At 38.9% G+C, this 777-nt stretch carries 1 protein-coding gene; it reads right to left on the bottom strand.

Going from position 1 to position 777, the window contains the following annotated elements:
* On the bottom strand, positions 1-388 hold a 388-nt coding region (locus R7O13_RS26220), incomplete at its 3' end, for a PA2169 family four-helix-bundle protein (RefSeq protein ID WP_318305122.1).
* Between the last annotated feature and the right edge of the window lie 389 nt (positions 389-777).

The following is a 777-nucleotide window of genomic DNA, read 5'->3' as shown; positions in this document are numbered from 1 at the left end:
TGATGTCACTGCGCACTTTGAGCAGTACGGCGTTATCTGCTTGATCTGGCTGCGCGGTGATGACGTTTTCGATCTCTTTCAATACCTTACTTTCCACGCCTTCGAGCTGTTCCAAGTACATCGATTCTTTGTCTGACGACACTTCTTTCATTACATCACTGTACACTTCGCGTGCCTTGATGGTGTAAGACACGGGCGTGTCGTCGGCAGTTTGAGGATTCGCAATCGCATAAGGTTTCAACTCTAATGCGGCGTGTTCTCGTACATGAACCAGATCCTGCAATACATGGTTTAGCGATGTGTTGTCGATGTTATCAATCGCTTTCTTGTAAATATCATTACCGCTGTGAATAAGCTCAATGATTGAGGCGATGTTTTCATTTCTCATATCTTCTCCTTTATTTTACTGCGGTTACTTTATTGCAGTGCTTAAGCGCAACTTATATTGCGATGCCTTAGCCATTAAATATGAACAATATTTTTCATGTGGCATTTTATATCTAGCATTTTGTATGCCATGAATATTGAGTGTGAGAGATGCCAGATAATATAAGGAGTAAGCATGGTAGTGGTTATTAATTGCGCGTGATTGCTTGTGGGGAATAAGAAAAAATTACAAATAAGAATCCATTCAAAGGAAATAATTACAGGTCATTTTGCAACGATTGGAGCTATTTAAATTCTATTTCAATAAAAACAATGACTTATTAAGTTGGCACAGTAATCGCAATACCACTCACGAGGAAACGAAAAGAATTCACTTTTATCAGATTACTT

This window comes from Vibrio sp. Y176 (assembly GCF_033438945.1).
This window is presented reverse-complemented; position numbering and strand designations above follow the sequence as displayed.